Raw genomic sequence first — 20,848 nt, 5'->3', positions numbered from 1 at the left:
GCGGTCCCAATGGAGAACCAGTTGTCGGCCTGGCCCGACGTCGCCCTTACCTCCTTGCTCATGTCCGACCTCTTTCAGGCCGTCGAAAACTCCTACCGAACACAAGTATCGGAGAGCCAGTGCCTCGGGGCGGCAGTGGCAGCCGAGCGCCTGAAGCGGCACCTGGATGCCATCCAGTCGCAATGCCTCTACAGGGCGGCCGGCCTGGCCGCCTCATCGCTTCCCTCGCAGAGCTCGTACGAGGCCGTTGACGGCATCGAGTCGATCGGGGCCGAAATCGGCATGGCACTTGGATTTACCCGGCATCAGGCGAACGGCCGAGTGGGAGAATCCGTACTGGTCTGCCCCGAACTACCCCTACTGGTGGCCCTGGTTGATTCCGGGGATCTCGACTGGCGCACAGTCGTTGCCATGCACACCCGAATGCGTAATTCCATACAGCCCGGGACTTCCGAGTGGGAGGCAGTACAAGCCGCCCTGGTTCAGCTGCTGCCCGGCATGTCACACGGCCAGGCCCTCGCCGCGACCCAGCGGGAGATCCAGAAGGTCGATCCTTCGGCCGCCCGAACACGTCATCAAAAGGAAAGAAAAGACCGATGCATCAGAGCTTTTCCTCTTCCCGACGGGATGGGAGGTCTCTACGCGAAGCTGACGGCCGACCAGACCATGATGATCCATACCCTGCTCGACGGCCTGGCCGATGCTTGTCGCGACCAGGCTCGCAGGGCCGGCAACCCAGACCCCCGCAGCCATCAGGAACGACGAGCCGACGCATTTGTGGCCATCTTCCGGTCCATTCACAGTCACAGCCCTCTGCCGTTCGTTCCCGTACCCCAAGAACCTGTCGACTCCTTCGGCGGACGTGTGGTTCCGCCCGGACATCCCGACGCCCCGACCTCGCCTACAACCGGTGCCCCGGCAACGCGCCGGGCGAACGCCTCGGCTTCACCCCGTCAGGGCCAGCCCGCTTCGCCACACCCCGGTTCGGCAGCCCCCCACCAGCACAACGGATCAGTTGCCGAGACCTCCGACGGATCTGCCTCACCACATCCGGCCAGGGCGCAAGCGCCTCAGCCCGACAGCGCGGCAACCCCTCAGCCTGACGCAGCCGGAACACCTCAATCCGGCCAGCCGATGTCGCCACGACCCAGCGGCTTGGCGCCATCATCCGGTAAGTCGGAGCAAACACGACCCGACCAGCAGATTCCGACACAGCCCACCAGGCCCGCATCACCACATTCCGATCAGCCCGCTGCACCGTGCCTTGAAAGATCAGACCCACCACCAGACGCTTCGCCTCGAAGCCGGCCAGATTCTGTGGCCCAGGCTCAGGGGTCCGTTCTGGGCTGGTGGCTGCCCCCTGCCCTACCCCGGCAGCAAGGACGCAGACCTCATCTGGTCGTCACGGTCACTGTGGATACCTTGCGCGGCATCGATGACCTACCCGGCGAGCTCCAGGGCATAGGCGCGGTACCGGCCGACCTCGCCCGCGAGATAGCCCGGCAGGCAGGGAACGTCACGGTGATCCGTATCGATGAACATGCGCGGCATGCTTCCGGTCGGGCCAATGGTCCGACCGAGCAGGACCGCGCGCCGGGGAACCCGTCCTCCAGCCGGACCACAGTGTCTGACAACCTGGCCCCTCGACCGCGCGACAACGGCTTCGAGCCTGGCGACCGAAGCACTGAGTCTGGTCATCGCAACCCCGCTTCCGACGGCAACGGCCCCCACCGCAACCCAGCACCCGCCGACCGCGCTCACAACAGCACTCCTGCGTATCAGGACTGCGGACCTCACAACCGGGCCTCTGAACCGCACGACCAGACCGGCGGCCCACACGACCAGCACCACGGGGGGCACGACCAGCCCAGCGAACCCCACGACCAACGCCACCCGCGCGACGACCATTACTCCGAATCACACGAGGAATCACACGAGCAACACCGCAAGCGCGACGACCAGCACCGCGAATCGCCCGAGTACCACCACGGGCCCGACGACCAGCATCACAAGTCTCGCGGGCAGCACGGACCCGGCGACCAAGCCAACTGCGCCGAACCCTCGACCCGGTACAAGCCCCGCCAGACCGTCCTGGATCAGGTCATGGGGCGTTTCCAGCAGTGCGTCCATCCCAGTTGCTCCCGGCCGGCGCAACAATGCGATGTCGACCATGCGATCCCGTTCAGCCAAGGAGGAAAGTCATGTCCTTGTAACTTAGTGCCGCTGTGCCGTTTTCACCATCGCCTCAAGACACATGGTGGATGGACGATGCGCCTCACCAGCCCCGACGAGCCCTATCCGACCGGCAGCATCGAATGGCGGAGCCGTTTGGGCCAGTATCGAGTACAACCGCCTCCGCCGCTTCCCGGAACTAACGGGAACTACCCGGCCCCTAAGGCCCTCGCTCCCACCGAGCCCACCGAGCCCACCGAGCCCACCGAGCCAGCAGATCAGGAAGCGCGTCGTCAATTTCGGCTCGGGGAGTGGCAGAAAGATCTGCAGAGTCTCGCGCCGCGCAAACCACCGGCTAACCAGCATTCCGACATCGACTTCGGAGAGCCACCCTTCTGACCGGAGCTAAAGCGCCCTGTTCCAAGCACGCCCTCGAGCACACGAGCGAGATCGGAGACAGCCGTGCTCTACGCCGGCCCCAGCCCTCGCACCCGCACCCGCACCCGCACCCGCACCCGCACCGCAATAGCCGAAGCAGCCGCCAGAGCCGACGGCGCCCACGCTCAATATCAGCGCCCACGCCGCGGGGGAAGGGGGATAAAACCGCTTGTCCGATCAACATATTCGGCATAGCCCGGGCGGCTCTTCGACAGTTGTCTCTCCATCAGTGGCTTGCCCGTCTTGGCTGCCAGGAACCAGGTCATCAGCAGCGGGGAAAGCAGGGTCAGCCACGACCAGCCAGCATCGGCAGCGACCAGGAACAAACCCCACCAGACGCAGGCGTCGCCAAAATAGTTGGGGTGCCGCGTGTATTTCCACAGGCCGCGATCCATGACCTTGCCCCGATGGGACGGGTCGGCCTTGAAGACCGCGAGCTGCCGGTCCCCCACTGCCTCGAAGAAGAAGCCCACGCCCCACACGAGCACACCGAGCCACACCAGGATGCCGGGCTTACCGGCGTCCACCATGGCGAATTGGAGGGGGAGCGCGATGAACCAGGCAACTACTGCCTGCAGCAGGAAAACCTGTCGCAGCGCAGCCAGTTTCGGATGGCCGGAAGACCTCGACAACAGCTCGGTGTACCGCGGGTCGTCCTGCGTCTCCCCCCGCTGACGTCCGCCGATGTGCCAGGCCAGACGGCCGCCCCAGAGCAGCGTGAGCACGAGCACCAGGCCGCGGCGCCAGTCGTCCCCCGTTTCACCGACCGAAACCAGCCACCCGACCACAGCGATCAGACCGAAACTCGGCCCCCAGGTGATATCGACGACGCTGAATCGCCCCACCCGCAACGCATAGAAGAATGTTCCGACCTGAAGCAGAACGGCCGACACCAGACTCACGACCATCACGGGCCACAGGTCGGACAGCAGATCAGCGAACGACTGCGACATCAGAAGTCCTCAACACTCAGAAGTCTCGCCTCATCAGAAACAACGACCCATCAGAAATCACGCACAGCCGGCATCGAACTCATCCCACCCGGCACCCGACGCACGGCGAGGATCTGGTCCACCCCCATCCGCCCCTCCTCGAACGCCAGACCTCCGCCGACGAGATAGAGCCGCCACACCCGGGCCATCTCCTCACCGACCAGGGCAACGATGTCCGGGTAGCGCTGCTCGAACAGCTCGTACCAAGCCTGGGCGGTCCATACGTAGTGTTCGCGCATCCCGTGAACATCCCGCACCTCAAGACCCGCCCGTTCCAGCATCGCGACGGTCTCCCCCACCGGACGCATATGCATGTCCGGCGCGATGTAGGCCTCGATGAACGCACCGCCACCGGGACGGTTCGCACCACGCGACATCTGCTGCACCAGAACACGACCGCCCGGCACCACCATGCGGTGCAGGGTCGCCGCGTAGACCGGATAATTGGCCTGCCCGACGTGCTCGCCCATCTCCAGCGAGGCCACGGCGTCGAACGGCTCGCCGGCCAGCTCGCGGTAGTCGAGCAGTTTCACCGTCACCCGATCCTCAAGTCCGAGCTTCTGGACGCGTTCACGCACGAACGCTGCCTGCTGCCCCGAGAGCGTGATGCCGGTGACCTGCGCGCCATAGGCCTGCGCCGCATGAATACTGAGCGCGCCCCAGCCGCATCCCACGTCGAGCAGACGCTGTCCGGCCGTCAGACCGAGCTTGCGGCAGACCAGGTCGAGCTTGGCTGCCTGCGCCTTCTCCAGCGACTGCCCGGGCTCAGTGAAATAGGCGCAGGAGTAGGCCATGTGAGGATCGAGCACGAGCTGGTAGAAGTCGTTGGACAGGTCGTAGTGATGGGCGATGGCGTCTTTGTCGCGCCCGCGGGTGTGCAGCCGTCCGCGCAGTCGGGCCTGGGAGTCGGGCGGCGGCAGAGGCCGGCCGATGCCCTTCGCCGCAAGACCGAGAATCTTGGGGGCGAGGGCGAGATTCGGCGACGCCTTCTGTGTGCGAAGGGCGGCCCACACCCGCCGGAATCCGTCGGCCAGATCGCCCTCGACATCGATCTCACCGGTCACATAGGCCTGCGCCAGGCCGAGTTCGCCGGGATGCCAGAACAAACGGCGAAGAGCACGGGACGAACGGATGACCAGCGCCGGGGCGTCGGCGGGTCCGGTCTCCGTACCGTCCCACAGCCGGATGCGGATCGGCAGGTCTTTCCCGAGCACCGCCTCGGCGATCGGGGTGACCTCGGCGGCCAGGCTCGGCGTGGTCACGATGCCTCCACTACGGAACGCTGAAAGACGACGGGCCTGCGCAGGACGAACTGGTGCACGTCGAGGTAGCGCGAGCGGAAACCCGCCTCGGAGTATGCCAGGTAGAAGATCCACATCCGGCGGAAGACGGCGTCGAAGCCGAGGGCATCGAGATCGTCGGAGGCCGCAGCGAATCTCTGGCGCCACAGACGCAACGTCTCGGCGTAGGCCGGGCCGAACGACAGGTCGCTGATCACCCGCAACGAGGTTTCGCCCACCGCCTGGCGGAAGGCCTCAACCGAGGGCAGCAGCCCACCCGGGAACACGTACTTCTGGATCCAGGTCCAGGTGCGGCGGGAGACCACGAGCCGGTCGTGCGGCATCGTGATCGCCTGGATCCCGACGCTGCCGCCCGGAGCCAGGCAGCGGTCGATCGTGGCGAAGTAGGTGGGCCAGTAGGACTCCCCGACCGCCTCGATCATCTCCACGCTGATGATCGCGTCGTACTGCCCGGTGACGGCGCGGTAGTCGCACAACTCGATGGTGACCCGGTCGTCGTGACCGGCCTCGGCCACCCGCTGCCGGGCCAGGCTGAGCTGTTCCTCGGACAGGGTGATCGAGTGCACCGTGGCACCCCGGGCCGCCGCCTGGATCGCGAGTTGGCCCCATCCCGTGCCGATCTCGAGTACCCGGCTGCCCTCGCCGACCCGGCACTCGTCCAGCAGCCGTTCGATCTTGCGCAGCTGGGCGGCCTCAAGATCGTGCCAGGTGTTGCCCACCTCGTCGTCGAAGAGCGCGGCCGAGTAGGTCAGGGTGGGGTCGAGGAAGGTGGCGAACAGGTCGTTGGACAGGTCGTAGTGCCGGGAGATGTTCGTGCGGGCACCGTCCGGGGTGTTCTCGTCGGTCTGCGGCTGCCGGAGCAGGGCGAACCGGCGCAGCTTCTGCAGCGCGGGCGGCACCAGTCGGGCCATCCGGGTGGCGAACACGGTGAGCAGTTCGACCAGGGCGTCTGCTTCCCAGTCCCCGGCCTGGTAAGACTCCCCCACCCCGATCAGGCCGTAACGCCCCACCCGGGCGAAGAAGTGATCGGGTCGGACGATCCGCATCACCGGGTCGCCCGGGCCACCGGAACCTATGCTCTCAGAACCCAGCTCGACCCGAAGGGGAAGACCGGCCACCGCCCGGCGGAACAACGCCCGGGCCACCACGGCCTGGACCCCACCGGCCGGCACCCGTGCGACGTCGGGCCACCGAACCGCCAGGTCGTCATCGGGAATCACCGCCGCCACAGCAATTCTCGGGTCCGTGACGCTCATTCAACGGCCTCCTGACGTACGTGATCGGGACGGGGAACGACGGGCAGACCGCGCGCCCACAACTTGACCCCCTGGAGACGGATCCGCGCCGCGACGGCGAGCGGAGCCAGGGGAAAACGCAGAGCGAACCGGGCGATCGTGGTCCTGGTCGCGATATGACGCCGGCCGTGCACCCGGGTCACGAAGGGTGCCTGACCGGGGCGGTGCAGGGTGATGGCGAGGTCGAGGCGCTCACCGGGCTCGGGCAGGCTCATCGTGTAGTGGGCACCCGAGGCAGCCTCGAACGGCGAGACGTAGAAGTCCTTCTGCACCCGGCCGCGGCCCCGGTCGTCGGTGCGGACCAGGTAGCAGTGCCGCCCGCCGTAGGTGTTGTGCACCTCGGCCACCACACAGACCAGGTCACCGGCCGGATCGTGGCACCAGTAGACGGTCAGCGGGTTGAACACGTAGCCCAGCACCCGCGCCGCCGTGAGCATGCGGATCCGGCCACCGCGCAGGTCGATGCCCTCGGTCGCCAGGTACGTGTCAACGTTGCCCCGCAGGTCAGGCCCGGCCCCCAGATGATCCTGCGGACGGAATCCCGCGACCGTCGACGGCACCCGGGGCAGGTCGTCCAGGTCGACCGACCACAGGTAGCTGCGGTAGCGGAACTGGTTGCGCAGCGGGGTGGTCCGGGTGTGCTCGATGGAGCAGCGGTAGATCGCCGGCTGGGACAGGCCGACCACGGCGTTGGCCCCGGCCAGCTTCTTCCTCACCACGACGCCCCCAGCGACTGGGCCGCCGCCAGCCCGGACCGGGCACCGTCCTCGTGGAATCCCCAGCCGTGATAGGCCCCCGCGAAGGCAGTCGTGCCGTCGTTCAGCGCGGGCAGGAGCTTCTGCGCGGCCACCGACTGCGGCGTGAACTGGGGATGCGCGTAGTCCATCGTCTCGATCACGCAGGCCGCGTCCACGTCCGGCGCGTTCAGCGACACCAGGTACCGGGTGCCGGAATCGAGCCGCATCAGCCGGCTCATGTCGTAGCTCACCCGCACCGCGTCGGCACTGCCCGCACAGGTCGGCATGCGGTAGTTCCACGATGCGGCGGCCCGTTCAGCGGTCGGAAGAACCGACGAGTCCGTATGCAGCACAGCAGGATTGACGCTGTACCGAAAGGCCCCGAGGGCAGTCTTCTCGGCCTCGGTCGGATCGGCCAGCAGCCGCAACGCCTGGTCCGGATGGGTGGCCACCACCACGGCGTCATAGGATTCGGCGCCCCCCGCACCGTCCACGACCGAGACCCCGCCGCCCGGATGCCGCAGCACCGACCGCACCGGGCTGGAGAGCCGCACCTCCGCGAGCTCTTTCCCCACGAGCTCCACATAGCGGGCCGAACCTCCGACCACCGTGCGCCATTTCGGTGAGCCGCCGACGCTGAGCATGCCGTGGTTGTCGAGGAAGGCGAACAGGTACCGGGCCGGGTACTGCAAGGCGGTGTCGGCTGCGCACGACCAGACCGCGGCGATCAGGGGCACGACGAAATGATCTGTGACGTAGTTCGAATACCTTCCCCTCCGAAGGAACTCGGCCATCGTCAGAGCCTCGTCACCCGGCGTGGACAGCACGGCACGGGCAGCCCGGTGGAACCGCAGGATCTCCAGCAGCATCAGGTCGAAGCGCGGGTTCAGCAGGTTGGACGAGCGGGCGACCAGACCGCGGGCCCCCTGACCTCCGGAATACTCCAGCCCACACCCGTCGCAGCGCACGGACATGCTCATGTCCGTTTCCTGCGTGCGGACGCCCAGCTCACCGAAGAGCCTCAGGAGCGTCGGGTAGGTGCGTGCGTTGTGGACGATGAAACCGGTGTCCACCGACAGTTCCCGGCCCTCGGGACTGATCACCGAGTGGGTGTCGGCGTGGCCGCCGAGCCGGGGGGCGGCCTCGTACAGCGTCACCTCGGACGAGGTACGCAGCACGTAGGCGGCGGTCAGTCCCGAGATTCCACTACCGATGACGGCGACCCGGCGCCTCATCGGACAGCCTCGCGCGAGCCCCGGATCTCAAGGATGTCCAGGACCCCCGCAGCGGTCAGGGAGTCCCACCGCCGCACGGACTGCAGCATCGCATGCCCGGAGCCCGGGATCTCGTGGTGCTCCACGGATCTGGCCACCGGCCGGATCCGCCGGGCGTACCGGGAGGTCAGCTCCGGGTCCGTCACCCGATCGGCCGTGCCGTGCACCAGCACCACCGAGCGGTCTGCGAGCTGGGCGACCGGTTCGCCCTCCGGCACCCACGGAGCCAGCGCCACCGCGCCCCGCACCGCCGGGGCTCCCGCAGCGCGCAGCGCCGTTCGTGCCCCCATGGAATGCCCGACCAACACGACCGGGCGACCCACGCGTCCCTCAATTTCATCGAGGGCCCACTGGACATCGGCCAGCGGCGAGGCTTCGGGCCCGTTCCAGCCGCGCACCCCGAAGCGCAGGTTCCAGACCTGCACGCCGTGCCGGCGCACCCTCCGGTGCAGGGCCTGCGCCAGCCAGTTCACCCGAAGTACCGCCGGCTGGTACCAGGTCACCGGCTCGTGGCCGGTCACCCTTCCGCCGTGAAGCATCAGTGCGACGGCGCGCACCTGACCGTCGCGCCACCGCGACCCGGACAGCGAGCCGCACACGGCCAGATGACGTCCCATACCTGTGCTTCGGAGCAGGGTGGGGGGTCGGATGGCTCGCCGGGGCGAAAAAGATCTTGCCGACCGCACGAGACGTCCTTCCCGACGTGACCCGGACTAGGTCACGTCGGGAACAGCCTGCCTCACGGTAGCTGCGCGGGCGCGTTCTGCAATGGTGTCAGCTGGGCTGGTACGGCGAGACGACGACCTCGACCCGCTGGAACTCCTTGAGGTCGGAGTAACCCGTGGTGGCCATCGACCGGCGCAGGGCACCGATCAGGTTCGTCGTGCCGTCGGCCACGCGGCCGGGACCGTAGAGGATCTCTTCCAGCGTGCCGACCGTGCCCACCTGGGCCCGGGTGCCGCGGGGCACCGACGGGTGGTGCGCCTCGGGACCCCAGTGGTAGCCCCGGCCGGGAGCGTCGGAGGCCCGGGCCAGAGCCGCACCGAGCATGACGGCGTCGGCGCCACAGGCGATGGCCTTGACGATCTCACCGGAGCGGGCCATGCCGCCGTCGGCGATGACGTGCACGTACCGGCCACCGGACTCGTCCATGTAGTCGCGACGGGCGGCGGCCACGTCGGCCACCGCGGTCGCCATCGGCGCGTGGATGCCGAGCGTGTCGCGGGTGGTGTGCGTGGCGCCACCACCGAAACCGACGAGCACACCCGCCGCGCCCGTGCGCATCAGGTGCAGCGCGGCCGTGTAGGTCGCGCAGCCACCGACGATGACGGGCACGTCGAGTTCGTAGATGAAGCGCTTGAGGTTCAGCGGCTCGGCCCGGCCGGAGACGTGCTCGGCCGACACGGTGGTGCCGCGGATGACGAAGAGATCGACCCCCGCGTCCACCACGGTCTTCCAGAACTGCTGGGTGCGCTGCGGGGTGAGGGCTGCGGCGACCGTGACGCCGGCGTCACGGATCTCCTTGATCCGGGCCACGATCAGCTCGGGCTTGATCTCCTCGTCGTACAGCTCCTGCATACGCCGCGTGGAGACGGCCGGGTCGAGCCCGGCGATCTCCGCGAGCAGCGGCGCCGGGTCTTCGTACCGGGTCCAGAGGCCCTCGAGGTCGAGCACCCCCAGACCACCCAGATTGCCCATCGCCACCGCGGTGGCCGGGGACATCACGGAGTCCATCGGCGCCGCCACGATCGGCAGGTCGAACCGGTAGGCGTCGATCTGCCAGTGCGTCGACACCTCTTCGGGGTCGCGCGTCCTCCGGCTGGGGACGATCGCGACATCGTCGAACGTGTAGGCGCGCCGGCCCCGCTTGCCCCGGCCGATCTCGATCTCAGTCACCACCGAAGGTTATCTGTCTGTTCAGCGGCGGCTGTAGTTCGGGGCCTCGACCGTCATCTGGATGTCGTGCGGGTGGCTCTCCTTGAGACCCGCCGAGGTGATCCGGACGAACCGGCCGCGGTCTTTCAGCTCCGGGATGGTGGCGGCGCCGACGTAGAACATCGACTGCCGCAGGCCACCGATGAGCTGGTAGGCCACGGCGCTGAGCGGGCCGCGGTAGGGCACCTGACCCTCGATGCCCTCGGGCACGAACTTGTCGTCGGAGACGTCGCCCTGGAAGTAGCGGTCCTTGGAGTAGGACTTGGCCTTGCCCCGGGTCTGGGCGGCGCCCAGCGACCCCATGCCCCGGTAGGACTTGAACTGCTTGCCGTTGATGAAGACCAGGTCGCCCGGGCTCTCCTCACAACCGGCCAGGAGCGAGCCCAGCATCACCGTGTCGGCGCCCGCGACCAGGGCCTTGGCGATGTCACCGGAGTACTGCAGACCACCGTCACCGATCACCGGAACGCCGGCGGCCTTACCTGCCCGCGCGGCCTCCAGAATGGCGGTGACCTGGGGAACACCGACACCGGCCACGACCCGGGTGGTGCAGATCGAGCCCGGGCCGACACCCACCTTGATGCCGTCCGCACCGGCGTCGATCAGGGCCTGGGCACCGGCCCGGGTGGCGACGTTGCCGCCGATGATGTCGACGTGCGCCGCGGCGCTGTCTTTCTTCAGGCGGGCGATCATGTCGGCCACACCGTGCGAGTGACCATGGGCGGTGTCGACGATGAGCACGTCGACGCCGGCGTCGACCAGCGCCATGCCGCGCTTCCAGGCGTCGTCGAAGAAGCCGATGGCCGCACCGACGCGCAGCCGGCCGGCCTCGTCCTTGGTGGCGAGCGGGAACTGCTCGCGCTTGGTGTAGTCCTTCACCGTGATCAGGCCCGCGAGACGACCGTCGTCGTCCACCAGCGGGAGCTTCTCGATCTTGTGCCGGGCCAGGAGAGCCATCGCGTCGTCGGGGCTGATCCCGACCGGGCCGGTGACCAGCGGCATGCGGGTCATCACGTCGCCCACGCGGCGGCCCGAGTCGGACTCGAAGCGCATGTCACGGTTGGTGATGATGCCCACGAGCTTGCCGGCGTCGTCCACCACCGGCAGACCCGAGACGCGGTAGTGGCCGCACATCGCGTCCACCTCCGCGAGGGTGGCGTCCTGGGTGGTGGTCACCGGGTGCGTGACCATGCCCGCCTCGGACCGCTTGACCAGGTCGACCTGCTGGGCCTGGTCGTCGATCGAGAGGTTGCGGTGCAGCACGCCCAGACCACCCTGGCGGGCCATCGAGATGGCCATACGCGCCTCGGTGACGGTGTCCATCGCCGCGGACATCAGCGGCACGGCCACCTCGATCCGGCGGCTCACCTTCGAGCGGGTGTCGGCGGCGCTGGGGATCACGTCGCTCTCACCCGGCAGGAGCAGCACGTCGTCGTAGGTGAGTCCGAGCGGCATCGCCGGGATCTCGTCGTTCTGGTTCACGCTCACCAGGGGAAACCTTCCGCGTCGCTGTCCGGCCGTCAGAGAGGACGAACAGCGGCGGGGCGGGTCGTCTTCCCTGTCCTCATGCTAGTCACGATTGGAGGGTGCTCTTGACACGCGGACCGGAAGGGTCATTCCTCCGGTGCCGAATCCACCGGGGAGGCCTCCGACGAGGCCGTGGACGGCGCCGTGCTGGCCTGGGTGGAGGGCACAGTGGTCTGCGTGCCGGGCGCGTCGGTCGAGGTGCTGGGCGCGCTGGTGGTGGTCGGCCCGGTGGTGGCGGTCGGGTCGGTGCTCGACGCACTGGTCGGCGGGGTGGAGGCACCGTCGGTGCCGGTGCTCGTCGTGGGTTCCGACGTCTCGTCCGTCGACGTCGCGGCGACCGGGGTGCCGGTGACGGCCGGATCGCTGGTGATGTCGTCACTCGGGGTGGTCACGGTGCTGACCGGGGTCGTCCCGGGGACGCCCGGCTCGGTGGGCGCGAGCTGCAGCGCCACCGCGTCGGCCTGGGCGAGCAGGTCGGACTTCTTGCTGGCGGGGAGGTCGGCCAGGATCGCCTGGGCCTTGTTGTAGTGCTCCAGGGCCCCGTCCGGGTCGGACGCGGCCAGGCTCGCCGCGAGCTCGAGCTCCTTCTGGGCGTCTTTCCGGGCGTAGCCCGACGAGTCGACGCCGGGCAGCTTGGCCATGACCCGGCCGACACCGTTCAGCGGTGCCATCGGGTCGCCGGCCACGGCCGCGCTCACACCACCGCCGAGGACCACCATGACGGCGATCGACGCAGCGGCGACCGGGGCCGAGATCTTGCTCGCAGCCACCCGCCAGCGCTTGCTGCGTGCGGCAGTGATGGGGGTGACGGGAGTGGCAGCCGGCTCCTGGACGTCGGTCACGTCGATGGCCGTGGGTTCGACGTCCGCTGTGGTGTCCGCTGTGGTGTCCACTGTCGTCAGGTCGATCTGATGGACCTGGTTACTGGGCGCGTCGATGTACAGCGGCCGCCCGGCCAGCACCTCGACCAGGCGGGCCATGGCGCTGTCGGCACTGGCCTCGGCGTCGATCTCGCCCAGCAACAGATGAAGGGCTGAGGCCGTCGGGTCGAGCAGGTCGTCGTCGGACGCCGTGCGTGAGGCCAGCCGGTCGAGCAGCGCATCGGTGGCGGCCAGCTCGGAAAGGTCGGCGGTGGGTTGGTCCGGGCCGATCAGGCCGGTCAGGTCCTGGCCGGTCTCGTCCTGTGGGGGCGAAGTACTCATGCCGTCTCCGTCGCGGGAACATCGATCATGCTCCGCAGTCGTTGCATCGCCCGGTGCTGGGCAACCCGGACCGCCCCCGCGGTCATGCCCAGGGCCCGGCCTGTCTCCTCCGCCGACATCCCGACCGCCACCCGGAGAACGAGCAGCTCACGCAGCTGGTCGGGGAGCCGGTTGAGCAGCTCACGGACCTGCTGTGCGTCGCCGGCCCGTTCGGCCAGCTCCTCCGGACCGGCCGCGGTCTCCGGAGTCTCCGGAACGTCCGCGACAGGGATGGCCGCACGGTAGAAGGCACGTTGTGCATCAGCCACCTTGTTGGCCGCGATGCGGTAGACGAACGCCTCGAACGGACGTCCCTCGTCCCGATAGCGACTCAGCGCTGAAAGCACAGCGATGCAAACCTCCTGCGCAACGTCGTCCGCCGTGTGCTCCCCGCCGGGCATGCGGGAGAGCCTGGCCCGGCAGTAACGCCTGGCCAAGTGGTGAACGCGTTGGAGCAATCGTTCAGTGGCCGCGTCGTCACCCTGGACGGCGCGGGACGACAGCTCCTGGAAGTCTTCTGTGTCGTCCGGTTGAGACATCGCGGCATGAGGCTTCGGCGTTACACCTACGGCATTTTTCTTGCCGCCCCGGACGGCCATTACTTCACCGTATCAGGCCCCAGCGGAACCCGACCGCAACCGCCTGTGCCCGGTCCGCCGCGCCCATCTTGCGAAAGAGCCTGCGCGCGTGCGTCTTCACCGTGTCTTCGGAGAGGTACAGCTCCTTGCCGATCTCGGCGTTGCTGCGACCACGGCTCATTCCTGTGAGCACCTGCATCTCACGTTCGGTGAGGGGCGGAGCCGACACGTTCGCGTCGTTGCTGCGGGGGGCCGGAACTGTGCGCCGGGCCAGGCCGTCGCTCAGGGCGTAGACCACCGTTGCCGCCACCTCCTCCCGGGACGCGTCCTTGACCAGATAGCCGCGGGCACCTCCCGCCACCGACCGGGCGACGCCGTCGGCGTCCTCAGCCATGGTCACCATGACCACGATGGCCTCGGGATGCCGCGAGAGCAACCTCCGGGCCGCCTCGACGCCACCGATACCGGGCATCCGCACGTCCATCAGCACGAGCGACGGGCGCTCGACCGGCCAGCGCGCCAGCGCTTCCTCACCCGAGGAAGCGTCCACCACGCGGGTGATGCCGGGAACGGAAGAAAGAGCCCTGTGCAAGGTTTCTCTGACCAGCGCAGAGTCATCGCACACCAGAACCGTTGCCACAGATACACCTCACGAAGCCTTGGCATCACCCATCCGTGGGAGATGTCCTCTGACCAAGGTTTCGGCTGTGGGGCCGGGGACTTGAGCTACTGCCGGCCACTCAGGCCTGGAGACCGCGCAGGACCTCGTCGATCGACTCGATCAGGGAGCCGGCGGTGCGGGCGCTGGCGGGGATGGTGTCCGGGCGCCAGCCCGGCCCGGCCAGGATCACGGTCGGCGCGGGCCGCTGCCGGCGCAGGATCTGCGAGTCGGCGGCGTCAGCCCCGGGCATCCGGGCGAAGAGCACGATGACCGACGGTGTGGTGCGGCGCACGGACGATGCGAGGGCGTGCGGGGGCAGTCCCGTGCCCAGCATCCGGGTGGGTACCTCGTGCTCGGCCAGCGCCGCGGCGAGCGCGTGCAGGGGCAGCGAGTGGTAGTCCGAGTCGGCGCAGGCGAGCAGCACCATCGGTGAGTTACGGGTGATCCGGACATTGACGGCCACGTTGCGCAGCACCCCGAGAATCACCTCGGAGAACGCGTGCTCGACGTCGATGCCCTCACCCGAGACCCGTACCCGCTCACCCAGCGCACGCAGCACCGGCATGATCATCGTGTTCCAGGTCGGCACCACCCCCTGACGGCGGATGCTCTCCCGCAGGATGCGGTGGGTCTCGTAGGTGTCCAGCGACATGGCCGCGCGGGCCAGACCCCGGCTCTGCGGGGTGCCGTCGGGCAGGGCCATCGCCCGGCCGCCACCGGCGGGGCCGCCGGCGGCGGTCTCGACCGAGCGCAGCACCCCGGGCCACTCGTCATCGTTCCGGCGGCCGGGGTCGTCGTACCCGTCGCCGGGCTCGCCCAGACCGGTGAGGTCGAGTTCGTCGTCGGGAGAGTCGTCCTGGGGACGCGAGGCCCGGCCCCGGGCCGACCAGGCGGTGGGCTCGGGACGGCCGTAGCCGACGGGGTACTCCGTCTCACCCGGGGCCGGCTCGTCGAGACTCTTGTCGAAGGTCTTGTCGAAACCCGGGTCCAGGTCGACCTCGTCGAGGAACGAACCGGGCGGGTAGCGGTCGGCGCCGGGGGCGAAGTCACGGGGGGTGTCGAGGGGCCGGCCGCCCGCGTCCGGGTCGAGGTGGGACGCGTCGAAACCCTCGGCCGGGGTGTGGTCGTCGTCGGGCTGCACGGGGCGGCCCTCGGGGGTGAGCGCCGTGGCGAGCGCGATCTTCGCGGCGTCGCTCGGGGCCACCCCTTCCAGGGTGAGCCGGCGCATGACCATGAGCCGGGCCACGTCGGCCGGGGAGTAACGGCGGTGGGCACCGGCGGTGTGCGCGGAGGGACCGAGACCGTAGCGACGGTCCCAGGTACGCAGGGTGGGCGGGGCGACGCCGAGACGTCGGGCCACGGCGGCCACCGTGAGCGTGGGCGAGGGCGGCGTAGAGATCGCCTCCGTCACCTCATTCCGACCTTGGGCGGGCTCTTCAGCTCGGGTCATTGCCTGCCGAGACGTTTCTGACACTTCACCCGCCCCCTGGCACTAGAGACACAGACACTAACTCAGAACGTCCCCCGATGCCGCCCCAGCCGAACAAGCGGTGCAACGATCCTACTTGAGCAGCGCCCGAACCGTTGCAATCTCCGGGAGAACCGCTTCAAAGGTAGTTCACCGAAGCGTCAAGCGCGCCCCGAGGCGGACCGATGCATCTCTTGCCGGGACTGGAGGAGCCCCCTCCATCACACGACCAACACGCGACCAACACACGACCCCGAAACCCGGGGTCAGGTTCTTCGATCGGAATGGTGTGTCCATGATGGCTGAGATTTCTCGTCTTCCCGGGCCCGTCGCCGACCTGTGGGAATGGCAGCTCGACGGCGCCTGCCGGACCGCGGATCCGCGGGTCTTCTTCCACCCCGAGGGCGAGCGCGGCCCGGCCCGCCGCCAGCGGGACGTCGCGGCGAAGTCCGTGTGCGCCCGCTGCCCCGTGATGGAGCAGTGCCGCGACCACGCCCTGCAGGTCCGCGAGCCCTACGGGGTCTGGGGCGGTCTGACCGAGGACGAACGGGAGAGCACGTACGCGCAGGAGCGGGACGAGTCGCTGGCGGCCAGCTGAAAAAGCCCGGCCCCGGAACGGGGCCGGGCTTTTTCAGTACCGGATCAGTGACGGATCAGTGGCCGTGGCCGTGACCGTGACCGGCCGCGGGCTCCTCGGCCGGCTCCGGCTTGTCCACGACCAGCGTGTCGGTGGTGAGAACCATCGACGCGATGGAGGCGGCGTTGATCAGCGCCGACCGGGTGACCTTGACCGGGTCGATGATGCCCTTGGCGAGCAGGTCGCCATACACCTGGGCAGCAGCGTCGAACCCGGTGCCCGGACCACCCTGGCGGACCTTGTCGACCACGACGTAGCCCTCGAGGCCGGCGTTCTCGGCGATCCAGCGCAGCGGCTCGGAGGCCGAGCGCTTCACGATGTTGACGCCGGTCGCCTCGTCGCCGGTCAGGCCCAGGCTGTCGTCCAGCACCGAGACGGCGTGGATGAGGGCCGAACCGCCGCCGGCGACGATGCCCTCCTCGATGGCCGCGCGGGTCGCCGAGACGGCGTCCTCGATGCGGTGCTTCTTCTCCTTGAGCTCCACCTCGGTGTGAGCGCCGACGCGGATGACACAGACGCCACCGGCCAGCTTGGCCAGACGCTCCTGCAGCTTCTCGCGGTCCCAGTCGGAGTCGGTGCGGTCGATCTCGGCGCGGATCTGCGCGATCCGGCCCTCGACCTCGATGCGCTCGCCGGCGCCCTCGATGATCGTGGTGTCGTCCTTGGTGATGACGACGCGGCGGGCGCGGCCCAGCTCCTCCAGGCCGACCTGGTCGAGCTTCAGGCCGATCTCCGGGCTGACGACCTGGCCGCCGGTGAGCACGGCGATGTCCTGCAGGGTGGCCTTGCGGCGGTCACCGAAGCCGGGGGCCTTGACCGCGGCGGCGGCGAACGTGCCCTTGATCTTGTTGACGACCAGGGTGGACAGCGCCTCGCCGTCGACGTCCTCGGCCAGGATCAGCAGCGGCTTACCGGTCTGCAGCACCTTCTCCAGCAGCGGGAGCAGCTCGGAGAGGGAGGAGATCTTGTTCTGGTGGATCAGGATGTAGGCGTCCTCGAGGACGGCTTCCATCCGCTCCGCGTCGGTCACGAAGTACGGCGACAGGTAGCCCTTGTCGAACTGCATGCCCTCGGTGAAGTCGAGCTCCATCGCGGTCGAGGAGGACTCCTCGACGGTGATGACGCCGTCCTTGCCGACCTTGTCGAACGCGTCGGCGATCAGCGAACCGACCCCCGCGTCCTGCGCCGAGATGGTGGCGACGTGGGCGATCTCTTCCTTGCCCTCGATCTCCCGGGCGGTCTCGAGCAGCTTGTTGCTGACGGCCTCGACGGCCGCGTCGATGCCACGCTTCAGGCTGGACGGGGCGGCGCCGGCGGCAACGTTCCGCAGGCCCTCCTTGACCATCGCCTGGGCCAGCACGGTCGCGGTGGTGGTGCCGTCACCGGCGACGTCGTTGGTCTTGGTCGCGACCTCCTTGGCGAGCTGGGCCCCCAGGTTCTCGTACGGGTCGTCCAGCTCCACCTCCTTGGCAATGGTGACGCCGTCGTTCGTGATGGTGGGGGCGCCCCACTTCTTGTCGATCACGACGTTGCGGCCACGCGGGCCGAGCGTCACCTTGACGGCGTTCGCCAGGGCGTCGACCCCCCGCTCGAGCGAGCGCCGGGCGTCGTCGTTGAACTCCAGAGTCTTTGCCATGCGTTGTCAGTCCTTTGGATGGATTTCTCGCCACTTGGGTACTAGGAGAACCACATACGCCCCGGCCGCCACGAAGGCAGACCGGGGCGGATGCTCGATCAACGGGCCCGCTGAATCAGCGGGACCGCCGAATCACTTCTCGATGATCGCGAGGACGTCGCGCGCCGAGAGGATGAGGAACTCCTCGCCGGAGTACTTCACCTCGGTGCCGCCGTACTTGCTGTACAGAACGGTGTCGCCGACCTTGACGTCGAGCGGAATCCGCTTGGCGCCTTCGTCGTCGAATCGGCCGGGGCCGACCGCCAGGACCTCGCCCTCCTGGGGCTTCTCCTTGGCGGTGTCCGGAATGACGAGACCCGAGGCCGTCGTCTGCTCCGCGTCCAGCGGCTTGACGACAATTCGGTCCTCGAGCGGCTTGATGGAGACCGACACTTTGCGGACCTCCCCTTCTCGGAACGTCGATGAATGTGCAAGGACTGTGGTCCAGCGGGACATCGACCGTCGTCGCGGGTGCCGATCGGGGCCCTGCTGAGGGGTGTTGCTGGCAATCTCACGAGGAGAGTGCCAGGTTCGAATCTAGAACGGTCGTTAGCACTCGGTCAACCCGAGTGCCAGGAGTGTCGGCAAGATTGTCGGTGGGCCGTGGGAGGATCAGCGGGTGGATCTCTCCGGAATCGCGAACCTGCTCACCCAGGACGGCTGGTCCCTGCTGGAGTCGCTGCCCCAGTACGACGAGTCCACCACGATGTCACTGGGCGAGCAGCTGCGGCGCGACGGCCACCCGGCCGAGACGGTCGCCGCCGCCCTCACCCAGTCCCGCCTGAGATCCGCTGCCCGGGCCAAGTTCGGCCCGTTCGCCGACGGCATGCTCTTCACCCCCACCGGCCTCGAGCAGGCCACCCGGCTGCCCGTGGCAGCGCGGCACGCGCAGCGTTTCGCCGCGGCCGGGGTGCGGCGGGTGGGTGACCTGGGCTGCGGTATCGGGGCCGACTCGATGGCCCTCGCCACGCTCGACCGGGAGGTCGTGGCGGTGGAGAAGGACGAGGTCACCGCGGCCATCGCCACCGTCAACCTGCGGCACTGGCCAGAGGCCGTGGTGCGGCACGAAGACGCCATGACCACCCGCATCGACGATCTCGACGGGGCCTTCCTCGACCCGGCGCGCCGCGAGGCCTCGGGCCGGCGGCTGCTCGACCCGCGCACCGGCAACCCGCCGCTGTCGTTCGTCCGCGAGCTGGCCGGCCGACTGCCCGCGGTCGGCATGAAGACCGCCCCCGGCGTGCCCCATCACATGGTCCCCGACGACACCGAGGCGCAGTGGGTGTCGGTCGACGGCGACGTGGTGGAGTGTGGGCTGTGGTTCGGCTCGGTCCGCCGCGAAGGCGTGCGGCGCAGCGCCCTGGTGCTCGACTCCTCCGGCGGCGGCGCGGAGATCAACGACAGCTCGATGGCCGACACGGTGCCCGCCGAGGTGGGCAAGGTGGGCCAGTTCCTCTACGAGCCCGACGGTGCGGTGATCCGGTCCGGGCTGGTCGCGGCCGTGGCCAACCAGATCGGCGGCCGGCTCATCGACCCGACCATCGCCTACGTCACCGCCGACCGCATCGAGCACACCCAGCTGGCCCGGGTCTACGCCGTCGACGACGTCTTCGGCTTCCAGCTCAAGCAACTGCGCACCTATCTGCGCGACCGCGGCGTCGGCCGGATCACCATCAAGAAGCGCGGCACCGCGGTCGAGCCCGAGCAGCTACGCCGTCAGCTCCGGCTGGCCGGGCCGAACGAGGCCACCATCGTGCTGACCCGGGTGGCGGGGCGGCAGTCGGTGATCGTGGTGCGGCCGTACAAACAGAATTGAAGACGTGGTGGAGCCTGCATGCGCAGGCTCCACCACGTCTTCCATCAGGTTTTCAGGCCTGCACCAGCGTGACCGGCATCGAGCTGTCGGCCGGGAGGGTCAGGTCTGACGGAGTGCGGCCCGTCTGCACCATGCGGGCACCGAGTGCCGCCACCATCGCGCCGTTGTCGGTGCACAGGCCGGGCCTCGGCACCCGCAGGGTGATGCCCTGCTTCGCGCAGCGCTCCTGCGCCATGGCCCGCAGCCGGGAGTTCGCCGCCACTCCCCCACCGATCAGCAGGTGCTCGACGCCGTTCTCCTGACAGGCGAGCACCGCCTTGCGGGTGAGTACGTCGACCACGGCCTCCTGGAACGACGCCGAGACGTCGTTGACCGGCACGCTGACGCCCTCGGCCTCCCGCTGCTCGACCCAGCGGGCCACGGCCGTTTTCAGGCCGGAGAACGAGAAGTCGAACCGGTGGTCGCGCATGTCGTGCGCGGCGCTCAGGCCCCGGGGGAAACGGATCGCGGCCGGGTCGCCCTCGCGCGCGGCCCGGTCGATCAGCGGACCGCCCGGGAATCCCAGCCCCAGCAGACGCGCCACCTTGTCGAAGGCCTCACCCGCGGCGTCGTCGATGGTGCGGCCGATGGGCTGCACGTCGTAACTGACGTCGGGCACGTAGAGCAGTGACGAGTGCCCGCCGGAGACCAGCATGGCGATGGCGGGCTCGGGCAGCGGACCGTGCTCGAGGATGTCCACCGCCACGTGCGCGGCCAGGTGGTTCACGCCGTACAGCGGCTTGCCCAGGGCCAGCGCCAGGGCCTTCGCCGCGGCCACGCCCACCATCAGCGCGCCGGACAGGCCCGGGCCGGAGGTCACGGCGATCGCATCGACATCGCTCAGCGAGACACCGGCGTCGGCGCAGGCACGACGCAACGTCGGCACCATGGCCTCCAGGTGCGCGCGGCTGGCGACCTCGGGCACCACCCCACCGAAGCGGGCGTGCTGGTCGACCGAGGAGGCGACCGCGTCGGCCAGCAGCGTGCCGCCGCGCACGATACCGACCCCGGTCTCGTCGCAGGAGGTCTCCAGGCCGAGGACGAGAGGTTCATCGCTCACGC

General features: G+C 68.9%; 18 protein-coding genes and 1 pseudogene. 3 read left to right on the top strand and 16 right to left on the bottom strand.

Translation table 11 applies throughout. The features are described from left to right. Positions 1-9 precede the first annotated feature (9 nt). A pseudogene (locus QSK05_RS36240) lies at positions 10-783 on the top strand (DUF222 domain-containing protein); the annotation flags it as partial. Positions 784-1,929: 1,146 nt separating this feature from the next. Here the strand turns inward: QSK05_RS36240 and QSK05_RS05505 are convergent. The 13 genes from QSK05_RS05505 to QSK05_RS05445 all read right to left on the bottom strand — a co-directional run bounded on the left by QSK05_RS05505 (position 1,930) and on the right by QSK05_RS05445 (position 15,562). Further along, positions 1,930-2,130, bottom strand: coding sequence for a hypothetical protein (locus tag QSK05_RS05505; RefSeq protein WP_285594511.1), 201 nt, complete (start codon positions 2,128-2,130; stop codon positions 1,930-1,932). Positions 2,131-2,741: 611 nt separating this feature from the next. Continuing rightward, positions 2,742-3,563, bottom strand: coding sequence for a DUF1295 domain-containing protein (locus tag QSK05_RS05500; RefSeq protein ID WP_285594510.1), 822 nt, complete (start codon positions 3,561-3,563; stop codon positions 2,742-2,744). 50 nt (positions 3,564-3,613) lie between these two features. After that, positions 3,614-4,864: a class I SAM-dependent methyltransferase gene (locus QSK05_RS05495; RefSeq protein WP_285594507.1), complete on the bottom strand. Its 1,251-nt coding sequence runs from the start codon at positions 4,862-4,864 to the stop codon at positions 3,614-3,616. After that, positions 4,861-6,159 (bottom strand): SAM-dependent methyltransferase, encoded by a 1,299-nt coding sequence (locus QSK05_RS05490; RefSeq protein ID WP_285594506.1) that lies wholly within the window; start codon positions 6,157-6,159, stop codon positions 4,861-4,863. The genes QSK05_RS05495 and QSK05_RS05490 overlap by 4 nt, the downstream gene beginning before the upstream one ends. Continuing rightward, positions 6,156-6,875 carry a DUF1365 domain-containing protein gene (locus QSK05_RS05485; RefSeq protein WP_352300304.1) on the bottom strand — a complete coding sequence of 240 codons (720 nt, stop codon included), beginning with the start codon at positions 6,873-6,875 and terminating at the stop codon, positions 6,156-6,158. Before QSK05_RS05485 ends, QSK05_RS05490 begins: the two co-directional genes overlap by 4 nt. A gap of 35 nt (positions 6,876-6,910) precedes the next feature. Beyond that, positions 6,911-8,170 carry an NAD(P)/FAD-dependent oxidoreductase gene (locus QSK05_RS05480; protein ID WP_285594502.1) on the bottom strand — a complete coding sequence of 420 codons (1,260 nt, stop codon included), beginning with the start codon at positions 8,168-8,170 and terminating at the stop codon, positions 6,911-6,913. After that, a complete protein-coding gene (locus tag QSK05_RS05475; protein WP_285594500.1) occupies positions 8,167-8,826 on the bottom strand; it encodes an alpha/beta hydrolase in 660 nt (219 codons plus the stop codon). Before QSK05_RS05475 ends, QSK05_RS05480 begins: the two co-directional genes overlap by 4 nt. A 157-nt stretch (positions 8,827-8,983) precedes the next feature. After that, positions 8,984-10,108 carry a GuaB3 family IMP dehydrogenase-related protein gene (locus QSK05_RS05470; RefSeq protein ID WP_352300011.1) on the bottom strand — a complete coding sequence of 375 codons (1,125 nt, stop codon included), beginning with the start codon at positions 10,106-10,108 and terminating at the stop codon, positions 8,984-8,986. Positions 10,109-10,126: 18 nt separating this feature from the next. Then, on the bottom strand, positions 10,127-11,599 hold the full coding sequence (guaB, locus tag QSK05_RS05465; RefSeq protein ID WP_352300302.1) for an IMP dehydrogenase: 1,473 nt from the start codon (positions 11,597-11,599) through the stop codon (positions 10,127-10,129). Positions 11,600-11,757: 158 nt separating this feature from the next. After that, on the bottom strand, positions 11,758-12,873 hold the full coding sequence (locus tag QSK05_RS05460; RefSeq protein ID WP_285594495.1) for a RodZ family helix-turn-helix domain-containing protein: 1,116 nt from the start codon (positions 12,871-12,873) through the stop codon (positions 11,758-11,760). Beyond that, on the bottom strand, positions 12,870-13,451 hold the full coding sequence (shbA, locus tag QSK05_RS05455; RefSeq protein ID WP_285594493.1) for an RNA polymerase sigma factor ShbA: 582 nt from the start codon (positions 13,449-13,451) through the stop codon (positions 12,870-12,872). The genes QSK05_RS05460 and shbA overlap by 4 nt, the downstream gene beginning before the upstream one ends. 64 nt (positions 13,452-13,515) lie before the next feature. Beyond that, entirely contained in the window at positions 13,516-14,130 is a 615-nt protein-coding gene (locus tag QSK05_RS05450) for a response regulator transcription factor (RefSeq protein ID WP_052530831.1), read from the bottom strand. Between the two features lie 100 nt (positions 14,131-14,230). Beyond that, positions 14,231-15,562 carry a MerR family transcriptional regulator gene (locus QSK05_RS05445; RefSeq protein WP_285594489.1) on the bottom strand — a complete coding sequence of 444 codons (1,332 nt, stop codon included), beginning with the start codon at positions 15,560-15,562 and terminating at the stop codon, positions 14,231-14,233. Positions 15,563-15,917: 355 nt separating this feature from the next. On the opposite strand from QSK05_RS05445, the gene QSK05_RS05440 reads away from it, so the two are divergent. After that, the gene (locus tag QSK05_RS05440; RefSeq protein WP_285594487.1) at positions 15,918-16,217 is read left to right on the top strand and encodes a WhiB family transcriptional regulator; all 300 of its coding nucleotides are present in this window, start codon (positions 15,918-15,920) and stop codon (positions 16,215-16,217) included. A 55-nt stretch (positions 16,218-16,272) separates the two neighbouring features. Here QSK05_RS05440 and groL read toward each other — a convergent pair whose 3' ends face one another. Next, positions 16,273-17,892: a chaperonin GroEL gene (gene groL, locus QSK05_RS05435; RefSeq protein WP_285594486.1), complete on the bottom strand. Its 1,620-nt coding sequence runs from the start codon at positions 17,890-17,892 to the stop codon at positions 16,273-16,275. Positions 17,893-18,024: 132 nt separating this feature from the next. Beyond that, positions 18,025-18,324 carry a co-chaperone GroES gene (gene groES, locus QSK05_RS05430; RefSeq protein ID WP_231482716.1) on the bottom strand — a complete coding sequence of 100 codons (300 nt, stop codon included), beginning with the start codon at positions 18,322-18,324 and terminating at the stop codon, positions 18,025-18,027. 226 nt (positions 18,325-18,550) lie between these two features. On the opposite strand from groES, the gene QSK05_RS05425 reads away from it, so the two are divergent. Next, positions 18,551-19,747: a THUMP-like domain-containing protein gene (locus QSK05_RS05425; RefSeq protein ID WP_231482717.1), complete on the top strand. Its 1,197-nt coding sequence runs from the start codon at positions 18,551-18,553 to the stop codon at positions 19,745-19,747. Between the two features lie 52 nt (positions 19,748-19,799). Here QSK05_RS05425 and tsaD read toward each other — a convergent pair whose 3' ends face one another. Further along, a complete protein-coding gene (gene tsaD, locus QSK05_RS05420; protein ID WP_285594482.1) occupies positions 19,800-20,846 on the bottom strand; it encodes a tRNA (adenosine(37)-N6)-threonylcarbamoyltransferase complex transferase subunit TsaD in 1,047 nt (348 codons plus the stop codon). Between the last annotated feature and the right edge of the window lie 2 nt (positions 20,847-20,848).

Origin of the sequence: Kineosporia sp. NBRC 101731 (genome assembly GCF_030269305.1) — a bacterium.
Classification (GTDB): Bacteria; Actinomycetota; Actinomycetes; order Actinomycetales; family Kineosporiaceae; genus Kineosporia.
Note: the sequence above shows the minus strand (reverse complement) of the source record. Positions and strands in the feature narration are given on the sequence as shown.

What these genes read in the sequence shown, in the direction of transcription:
- QSK05_RS05505 (WP_285594511.1), bottom strand. Translation starts at nt 2,130, where the DNA reads ATGGACGCACTGCTGGAAACGCCCCATGACCTGATCCAGGACGGTCTG.
- QSK05_RS05480 (WP_285594502.1), bottom strand. Translation starts at nt 8,170, where the DNA reads ATGAGGCGCCGGGTCGCCGTCATCGGTAGTGGAATCTCGGGACTGACC.
- groL (WP_285594486.1), bottom strand. Translation starts at nt 17,892, where the DNA reads ATGGCAAAGACTCTGGAGTTCAACGACGACGCCCGGCGCTCGCTCGAG.
- QSK05_RS05490 (WP_285594506.1), bottom strand. Translation starts at nt 6,159, where the DNA reads ATGAGCGTCACGGACCCGAGAATTGCTGTGGCGGCGGTGATTCCCGAT.
- QSK05_RS05440 (WP_285594487.1), top strand. Translation starts at nt 15,918, where the DNA reads ATGGCTGAGATTTCTCGTCTTCCCGGGCCCGTCGCCGACCTGTGGGAA.
- guaB (WP_352300302.1), bottom strand. Translation starts at nt 11,599, where the DNA reads ATGCCGCTCGGACTCACCTACGACGACGTGCTGCTCCTGCCGGGTGAG.
- QSK05_RS05500 (WP_285594510.1), bottom strand. Translation starts at nt 3,563, where the DNA reads ATGTCGCAGTCGTTCGCTGATCTGCTGTCCGACCTGTGGCCCGTGATG.
- QSK05_RS05475 (WP_285594500.1), bottom strand. Translation starts at nt 8,826, where the DNA reads ATGGGACGTCATCTGGCCGTGTGCGGCTCGCTGTCCGGGTCGCGGTGG.
- QSK05_RS05460 (WP_285594495.1), bottom strand. Translation starts at nt 12,873, where the DNA reads ATGAGTACTTCGCCCCCACAGGACGAGACCGGCCAGGACCTGACCGGC.
- shbA (WP_285594493.1), bottom strand. Translation starts at nt 13,451, where the DNA reads ATGTCTCAACCGGACGACACAGAAGACTTCCAGGAGCTGTCGTCCCGC.